6 protein-coding genes are annotated in these 9,084 nt (G+C 62.5%); 2 read left to right on the top strand and 4 right to left on the bottom strand.

The features are described 5' to 3' along the window. Nucleotides 1-8: 8 nt before the first annotated feature. Nucleotides 9-1,904, bottom strand: a complete 1,896-nt coding sequence (dibA, locus tag IAE39_RS14250) for a phosphodiesterase DibA (protein ID WP_201203408.1) — start codon at nucleotides 1,902-1,904, stop codon at nucleotides 9-11. Nucleotides 1,905-2,050: 146 nt separating this feature from the next. Between dibA and desA the strand changes: the two genes are divergently transcribed. Beyond that, on the top strand, nucleotides 2,051-3,235 hold the full coding sequence (desA, locus tag IAE39_RS14255) for a delta-9 fatty acid desaturase DesA (protein ID WP_201203410.1): 1,185 nt from the start codon (nucleotides 2,051-2,053) through the stop codon (nucleotides 3,233-3,235). 99 nt (nucleotides 3,236-3,334) lie between these two features. Continuing rightward, entirely contained in the window at nucleotides 3,335-4,363 is a 1,029-nt protein-coding gene (locus tag IAE39_RS14260; protein ID WP_201203421.1) for a GGDEF domain-containing protein, read from the top strand. Between the two features lie 156 nt (nucleotides 4,364-4,519). On the opposite strand, the gene IAE39_RS14265 is transcribed toward IAE39_RS14260, so the two are convergent. The 3 genes from IAE39_RS14265 to gabD all read right to left on the bottom strand — a co-directional run bounded on the left by IAE39_RS14265 (nucleotide 4,520) and on the right by gabD (nucleotide 8,824). Then, on the bottom strand, nucleotides 4,520-5,782 hold the full coding sequence (locus IAE39_RS14265) for a response regulator (RefSeq protein WP_201203412.1): 1,263 nt from the start codon (nucleotides 5,780-5,782) through the stop codon (nucleotides 4,520-4,522). A 139-nt stretch (nucleotides 5,783-5,921) separates the two neighbouring features. Then, nucleotides 5,922-7,199, bottom strand: coding sequence for a 4-aminobutyrate--2-oxoglutarate transaminase (gene gabT, locus IAE39_RS14270; protein ID WP_201203414.1), 1,278 nt, complete (start codon nucleotides 7,197-7,199; stop codon nucleotides 5,922-5,924). Nucleotides 7,200-7,381: 182 nt separating this feature from the next. Continuing rightward, entirely contained in the window at nucleotides 7,382-8,824 is a 1,443-nt protein-coding gene (gene gabD, locus IAE39_RS14275) for an NADP-dependent succinate-semialdehyde dehydrogenase (RefSeq protein ID WP_201203416.1), read from the bottom strand. Nucleotides 8,825-9,084 lie beyond the last annotated feature (260 nt).

Consider the following 9,084-nt stretch of genomic DNA (forward strand, 5'->3'; position numbering starts at 1 on the left):
CCAAAATCTCAATCCCAGCGAAGATCGCCAGCCGGTACCGGCCGCCCGAACCAGTACCCCTGCCCCAGCTGACACCGCTCCTGCAGCAAAAAGCCGGCCTGTTCTTGTTGCTCGATACCCTCGGCATGCACCTGCATGCCCATGCTGCGGGCCAGGGCGATGATCACCCGCACGATCGCGATGTCATCCTCATCCAGCGGCAACCCGGCAACGAAGCCCTGGTCGATCTTCAGCTTCTGTACGGGCAAACGCTTGAGCCGCAGCAGCGAAGAATAACCGGTGCCAAAATCATCGATGGCCAGGGTCACGCCAAGCTCACGCAAGCGGTGAAGTTGCTCCAGGGCCACCTCCGGGTCTTCCATCACAGCGCTTTCGGTCACTTCCAGCTCCAGCAAGGCGGGGGCCAGACCGGTCTCGTGCAGCACTTCGGCCACTTGCCGGTACAGCTCGTGCTGGCCAAACAGGCGGCTGGAAATGTTCACCGCCACAAAGGCCAGCTGCCGGCCTTGCGCCTGCCATTGCACCATTTGCCGGCAGGCCTGGCGCAACACCCAGGCGTCGATTTCGGCAATCAACCCGGTGCGCTCGGCAATCGGAATGAACTCGCCCGGCGGCACCAGGCCGCGTTGCGGGTGCTGCCAGCGTACCAACGCCTCGACGCCGACCTTGCAGCCAGTCGCCAGGTCGTGCACCGGCTGAAAGAACACGCGCAGTTCGTCATGCTCAAGCGCACGGCGCAGTTCGCCGGCGGTCTCGACCCGGTGCTGGGCGTGGGCGGTAAGTTCTTCGGTGTACAGCGCATAGCACGCGCGCCCGTTGCTCTTGGCTTTGTACAAGGCCGAGTCGGCATTGCGCAGCAATTGCTCGGCACTCAAAGCGTCGCTGGGAAACAGGCTGATGCCGGCACTGACGCTGATGAACAGGCGGTGGCCATCGAACAGGAACGGCTCGCGCATGCGCTCGATGATGCATTGCGCCAGTTTGCCCGCCTGTCCGACCTGCTGGCAGTTTTCGGCCAGCACGCCGAACTCGTCACCGCCCAGGCGGGCCAAGGTCACGCCGCTACCCAGCACTTCCCCCAGGCGCTCGCCCACCAGTTTCAGCAACTGGTCGCCGATGGTGTGGCCCAGGCCGTCGTTGATGCTCTGGAAATGGTCCAGGTCCAGCAGCAGCAAGGCGCAGCCGCGTTTGTTGGCCTGCGCGGCGGCCAGCGCCTGCTCGACGCGGTCGTTGAACAGCAGGCGGTTGGGCAGGCCGGTCAGCGGATCGTGGTGGGCCAGGTAGGCCAGTTCCTGCTCCGAATGCTTGATCGCACTGATGTCACTGAACACCGCCACATAGTGGCTCAACTCACCCTGGTCGTCGCGAATGGCGCAAATGGTCTGCCACTGCGGGTAGATTTCGCCACTTTTGCGCCGGTTCCAGATTTCGCCGCTCCACTCGCCCTTCTCGGCCAGGGTGGCGAATATCTGCTGGTAGAAGGCCACGCCATGGCGGCCCGACTTGAACTTGTTCGGGCGCTGGCCGATGACTTCGTCCTGCTGGTAGCCGGTGATGCGCATGAACGCGCGGTTGACGTGCACGATCAAGCCCTGGCGGTCGGTCACCAGCACGCCTTCAAGGGTGCTGTCGAACACCGCAGCGGCCATGCGCAACCGCTCCCGGTCTTCGCAACGCATGCGGGCACCATGGCCGATGAAGTTCAACAGGCGCACCCGCGACACATAGATCAGCAACGCACTGAGCAGCACCCAGACCACCACGTTGATCTGCCGCCCCACGGTCAGTGCCAAAGGATCGTCAGTCATGCTGTGCAGCATCACCTCGGCCAGCGCCAGCCAGAGGATCGAGAGCACCACATACAGCGCAGAAAGGCGCAAGGCGTCGCGAACGGAAACAGACATGTCGGGTGGGATAGCCCATTGAAAAGAAAGGGGCATTATAAAGGCTGAAACATGTCGTGACCGCCTATCTGAACGGTTGACTGGTTTTATTTCCCCACCAAGGGATAATCGGCCCTTCCCCCCGCATTTCGAGGGTATTTACACCTATGTGGTACAACGGCCTGCTCGACTTGTCGGCCTGGCAACTGGTCGGCATCACTTTGTTGATGACCCATGTGACCATTGTCGGCGTCACGGTCTACCTGCATCGCTACTCCGCGCACCGGGCCCTGGAGCTCAACGGCGCGCTCAAGCATTTCTTCCGTTTCTGGCTGTGGCTGACCACGGCGCAGAACACCCGTGAGTGGACCGCCGTCCACCGCAAGCACCACGCCAAGTGCGAAACCCCCGACGACCCGCACAGCCCTGTGCACAAGGGCCTGAGCACGGTGTTGCGCAAAGGTGCCGAGCTTTATCGCGAAGAGGCACGCAACCCCGAAACCCTGCGTATCTACGGCAAGAACTGCCCGGATGACTGGATCGAACGCAACCTCTACTCCCGTTACAAACTGGGCGGCATCGCGTTGATGGCGGTGATCGACCTGCTGCTGTTCGGCACCATCGGCATCACCATCTGGGCGGTGCAGATGATGTGGATCCCGTTCTGGGCCGCCGGCGTGGTCAACGGCCTGGGCCATGCGCTCGGCTACCGCAATTTCGAATGCCGTGATGCCGCCACCAACCTGGTGCCGTGGGGCATCGTCATCGGTGGCGAAGAGCTGCACAACAACCACCATACCTACCCCAACTCGGCCAAGCTGTCGGTCAAGCGCTGGGAGTTCGACATGGGCTGGGCGTGGATCCGCCTGTTCTGCCTGCTGCGCCTGGCCAAGGTGCAGCGCGTGGCGCCCATTGCCCACCGGGTCGAAGGCAAAGGCAGCCTGGACATGGACACCGCCATGGCCATCCTCAACAACCGCTTCCAGATCATGGCCCAGTACCGCAAGCTGGTGATCGGCCCGCTGGTGAAGCAGGAGCTGGCCCGGGTCGATGCCTCGGTAAGCCACCACTTCCGCCGCGCCAAACGCCTGCTGTCGCGTGAAACCAGCCTGCTGGAAGACCGCCACCATGTGCGCATCGAATCGATGCTGGCGCACAGCCAGGCGCTGAAGACCATCTACGAAAAACGCCTGGCCCTGCAGCAAATCTGGGCGCGCACCAGCGCCAACGGCCACGACATGCTGGCCGCCATGAAGGACTGGGTACACGAGGCTGAAACCAGCGGCATCCACGCCCTGCGCGACTTCGCGGCACAGCTCAAGACCTACTCCCTGCGCCCCACCAACGCCTGACCGCCGTTGATCGGCACGCCCCACAACGGGGCGTGCCGTTTGGAACTTCACCCCCACGCTTCCACTCAAATCTGGCACATCGCCCGCGTGGCGGGCTGGATGCTGGCCGCACGCTTTCACGTCGAGACCCGCTTCGTGCACATGGCCAAGAACATTCCAACGACATTGCCCGGTACACCTCCTCCCGAAGCTGCCCAGACCTTGCTCGCGCTGCTGCACGCCCAGGGCGAGGTTGCCCGCCTGAGCGAACGCGATCAGCTGTTCAGCTCGTTGCTCGACAGCGTCAACGCGGTGCTCTGGGCCTTCGACTGGGAAACCCGTCAGGTGCTGTACGTAAGCCCCGCCTACGAACGTATCTTCGGCCGCCCAGCCAGCCTGGTGCTCGCCGACTACAACGAATGGCGCGACAGCATCTACCCCGACGACCTGGAGTTCGCCGAACGCAGCCTGGCCCAGGTGCTGCTCAAGGGCGCGGTGGAAGACCGCGAGTACCGCATTATCAATGCCGAAGGGCAGCTGCGCTGGCTGAGCGACAAGTGCTACATCAACCAGCATCGCGACGGCAACCGGGTGATCATTGTCGGCATCGCCGAAGACATTACCGAAAAGAAGCAACTCGAAGGCGAACTGCAACGCCTGGCCACCACCGACGTGCTGACCCAGAGCAGCAACCGCCGGCATTTCTTCGAATGCGCCCAACAGGCTTTCGACAGCGCCCGCGAGGACGCTACCCCGCTGGCCTTCCTGTTGCTGGACATCGACGATTTCAAGCGCATCAACGACAGCTACGGCCACCAGGAAGGCGACCAGGTGTTGCAGCAGATCGCCGACAGCGGCAAGGCCGTGCTACGCCGTGGCGACCTGTTCGGGCGTATTGGTGGCGAGGAATTTGCGGCGGTGTTCCCGGGTTGCAGTGCCGAGGTAGCCGAGCAGATTGCCGAGCGCCTGCAGCGGCAGATTCAGCGTTTGAGCTTCAGCCATGGGGCGCAGACTTACGGGGTGACGGTAAGCCAGGGGCTGACTGGGCTGGATGATGAGGATGTGACGTTGGACAGCCTGTATGCCCGCGCCGATGCGGCGATGTATCAGGCCAAGCGGCAGGGCAAGAACCAGATAGTCCGCGGTTGATCTCCCTGAAGCCTGCGCGGCCCCTTGTAGGAGCGGCCTTGTGTCGCGATAGGGCTGTAAAGCAGCCCCGGCGATTTCAGCTTGAAGCACACATTGAGGGGGCGCTTCGCACCCCGATCGCGACACAAGGCCGCTCCTACAGGGTCTGCGCCAGGCTCAAGGAACCTCGTCGGCTTGTACTGGGTCTTCAGCCGCTGGCGGCGGCTTGGTTTCGGGGTTCTCCACCTTGCGCAACCGGCTCAATTCCGGCAACCCTATCTTCAGCAACCGCGCAGTCTTGCCACCGGCCACCTTCTCCAGCCCCTGCTCAGCCGGCAGCCGCGACAACTGCCCGGCCAGGTTCATGGCCAGGATCTCCCGCGAATACACCCCGCCGCCAAGCTGGTAGATCGCCGCAATCAGCTCGCGCAGGGCCAGCGGCAAGCGCCAGCGGGTACGCAGCGCCGAGCCGAACGCCGCACCGAATTCATTGAGTGAAAGCTGTACCTTGTCCTCGTCCAGCTCACCGCCGGCCAGGCGCCATTCCTGCAGGCAACGCAGTACCGCCAGGTCGCCCAGGCAATGCAGCAGCCCCGCGCAATAACAACGCCCCTCGTCCAGCTCAAGCATACGCGCCAGGGTACGGCCGTATTCGGCAGTGTGCAGTGACAGGTCCCAATAACGGGCCGCATGCTCCGCCAGCAACGGGTCGCTCAAGCGTGCGCTGCGTTTCAGGGTCATGCCCAGAATCAGGTTCATGCTCTGCGTACTGCCAAGCTTGTTCAAGGCCTGCAACAAGGTCTGCACCGGTGCTTCACGGTGCAGCGCCGCGCTGTTGGCCGCAGCGATCAGCACGGCAGTCACCTGCGGGTCTTTACGCACTTCCTCTTCCAGCACCTTGAGGTTCAGGCCCTGAGGGTTCAGCGCACGCTTGATCGCCACTTGCACATCGGCCAGCAGCGGCCCGCCATCGGCGGTCGCGCGGCGCTGTTCAAGGTAGGCCGGCAGGCTGGCACCTGCCTGCAAGGCCGGCACCGGGCAGGCGATTTCTTCGCCAACCGCCAGCAGCAGCTCTTCCAGGCGCTTGCGCAGGTTGTCCAGGTTCAGTGGCTTGCTCAGGTAGGCCGTGGGGTGCAACGGCAGCGCCTCGCGCACACTGGCGCTGTCGCTGCGGTTGCTCATGAGGATGAACGGCAACCCCGAGCCTTTGGCGCGTACCTTGCGCAGCAAGTCGAGGCCATCGATGCCGGCCAGCTCGCGTGCAGCAATGATCAGGTCGGGCTTGCCAGCCAAGGCACTCAGCGCCTGCGAGCCGTCGGCGCATACCTGCAGCCGCGCATCACAGCGCACGCTGAGCAGCATTTCGCTGAGCATGTCACGTACCCAAGGGTCGCCTTCGACAATCAGTACGCTTGGTGGTGTGGGGTCTGCAGCGTTCATCGCCAACTACTCCTGAAAATCCCTGACACACAGTCCGTCGCAGCTTCCTGAGCAAATCCTCCAACAACCATAGCGCCCCATGGCTTTTCTGGGCACAAAAAAAACCCGCCGAGGCGGGTTTTTTCAGAAGCGCGTCACATCAGGCGAGTTCAGCAAAGCACTCTTCGATGATGGCCAGGCCTTTGTCCAGCAGCGCGTCTTCGGCGGTCAGCGGAACCAGGATACGCAGGACGTTGCCGTAGGTGCCGCAAGACAGCAGGATCAGACCCTTGTCGCGCGCCTTGGCCACAACCTGGCCAACAGCAGCAGCGTTCGGGGTGTGAGTGCCCTTCTCGAAGACTTCGACAGCAATCATCGAGCCCAGACCACGGACGTCGCCGATGATCGGGTGCTTCTTCTGGATTTCGCGCAGGCCGGTGGTCAGGCGCTCACCCACAGCCTTGCTGCGGTCCAGCAGTTTTTCTTCTTCGAACACTTCGATCACGGCCAGGGCCGCGGCGCAAGCGATCGGCGAGCCGGCGTAGGTGCCGCCCAGGCCGCCAGGAGCAATGGCGTCCATGTACTCGGCCTTGCCGCACACACCGGCCAGCGGGAAGCCGCCAGCGATGGATTTGGCGAAGGTGGTCAGGTCAGGCGCAACGCCCATCTGTTCCATGGCGAAGAAGGTGCCGGTACGGCCAGCGCCAGTCTGTACTTCGTCGGCGATCAGCAGGATGCCGTGCTGGTCGCACAGGGCGCGCAGGCGCTTCATCAGCTCTTTCGGCGCTGGCAGGAAGCCGCCTTCGCCTTGTACGGGCTCGAGGATGATCGCGGCGATGTCGCGTGGCTCGGCGTCGTTCTTGAAGATGCGCTCGACCGAAGCGATGGCATCGTCAACGCTCACGCCGTGCAGCTCGCTCGGGAACAGAGCGCGGAACACACCACCTGGCATCAGGCCCATGCCAGCGGAGTACGGCACGACTTTACCGGTCAGGCCCAGGGTCATCATGGTGCGGCCGTGGTAGCCGCCGGTGAAGGCGATCACGCCAGCACGGCCAGTGGCGGCACGGGCGATCTTGACGGCGTTCTCAACGGCTTCGGAGCCGGTGGTGACCAGCAGGGTCTTCTTGTCGAAGTCGCCGGGTACCAGCTTGTTGATCTTTTCGCACAGCTCTACGTAAGGCTCGTAGGCCAGCACCTGGAAGCAGGTGTGGCTGACCTTGGTCAGCTGCTCTTGCACAGCTGCAACCACTTTCGGGTGCAGGTGGCCGGTGTTCAGTACTGCGATGCCGCCGGCGAAGTCGATCAGTTCGCGGCCTTCAACGTCGATCACGGTCGAGTTCTTCGCGGTGTCGACGAAGATCGGGTGGATCTGGCCAACGCCACGTGGGACGGCAGCTACACGACGTTGCATCAAGGATTCGTTGGTCTTGCTCATAATGCCCTCATTGCGCCGACAGTAATGGCGCTTTTATTCGGGGGTGGCTGGGAGTGCCCGCGAACAGTATTCGTTGATCGACTGCCGCAAACGCCCTGGCCACCAGGTACTGCAATGTAAAAAAGGCCAGCGAGACGTCGCTCTCGCGCCCCGCTGGCAGAGGTAAAGCCTTTACCCGGCTATCAGACGCTGATGCACAGGTATTTGATTTCGAGGTAGTCCTCGATACCGTACTTGGAACCTTCGCGGCCCAGGCCCGAGGCCTTGATGCCACCGAACGGCGCCACTTCGTTGGAGATCAGGCCGGTGTTGATACCCACCATGCCGTATTCCAGGGCTTCGGCAACACGGAACACACGGCTCATGTCGCGGGCGTAGAAGTACGAGGCCAGGCCGAACTCGGTGTCGTTGGACATGGCGATGACTTCGGCTTCGTCTTTGAAGCGGAACAGCGGTGCCAGTGGGCCGAAGGTCTCTTCCTTGGCCACGGCAGCAGTCTTCGGTACGTCGACCAGGATGGTCGGCTCGAAGAAGTTGCCTTCGATGATCTTGCCACCGGCCAGCACTTTGGCGCCTTTGGAAACGGCGTCTTCAATGTGTTCCTGGACCTTGGCGACAGCCTTGCCGTCGATCAGCGGGCCAGTGGTGGTGCCGTCTTCCAGGCCGTTACCGATCTTCAGTTTGGCAACTGCAGCAGCCAGCTTCTCGGCGAACGCGTCGTAAACGCCGTCCTGCACGTAGATACGGTTGGCGCAGACGCAGGTCTGGCCGTTGTTACGGTACTTGGAGATGATCGCGCCTTCGACCGCCTTGTCCAGGTCGGCGTCGTCGAACACGATGAACGGGGCGTTGCCACCCAGCTCCAGGGAAACCTTCTTGATGTCCTTGGCGCATTCTTCCATCAGCTGGCGGCCGATTTCGGTCGAGCCGGTGAAGGACAGCTTGCGTACCAGGGAGTTGCCGGTCAGTTCGCCGCCAACTTCGCCAGCGCTGCCGGTCACCACGCTCAGCACGCCAGCCGGGATACCGGCACGGTGGGCCAGCTCGACCAGGGCCAGGGCGGAGTATGGGGTTTGCGAAGCAGGCTTGAGCACCATGGTGCAGCCAGCGGCCAGGGCCGGGCCGGCTTTACGGGTGATCATCGCGGCCGGGAAGTTCCACGGGGTGATGGCCGCGGTAACGCCGATTGGCTGCTTGATGACGATCAGGCGCTTGTCTGGCTGGTGGCCAGGGATGGTGTCACCGTAGACGCGCTTGGCTTCTTCGGCGAACCACTCGATGAACGAGGCAGCGTAGGCGATTTCGCCCTTGGCTTCGGCCAGTGGCTTGCCTTGCTCGGTGGTCATCAGGCGAGCCAGGTCGTCCTGGTTCTCGATCATCAGTTCGAACCAGCGACGCAGCTTGGTCGAACGCTCTTTGGCGGTCAGGGCACGCCAGGCCGGCAGGGCCTTGTCGGCGGCTTCGATGGCGCGGCGGGTTTCCGCGGTGCCCATCTTCGGCACGGTACCGATGACTTCACCGGTGGCCGGGTTGGTCACCTTGATGGTCTGGCCGTTGTCCGCATCCAGCCACTCACCATTGATATAGGCTTGCTGGCGGAACAACTGAGCGTCTTTGAGCTGCATGTCGGCTTCCCGAATTGTTGATTGTTGAAAAGCGCCCAAGGCAGGGCATCGAGCGTTTGAAATCTCAAACGAATGCTAAGCGGCTGCTGGGGTGTTGGACAATAGCCTGTTCGAAAAAAAGAACGAATGGTTGAACAGCCGGGCGGAAAATTCACAATTTTGTGCTGTGGCAACTGGCCTCTTCGCGGCGGTTCGACGCCTCGATAAACCCGCTCCTATGTATGGACTCGCCCACACTGTCTAATTGCTTTTGAACATAA

The organism is Pseudomonas sp. S37, assembly GCF_016658545.1.
Classification (GTDB): Bacteria; Pseudomonadota; Gammaproteobacteria; order Pseudomonadales; family Pseudomonadaceae; genus Aquipseudomonas.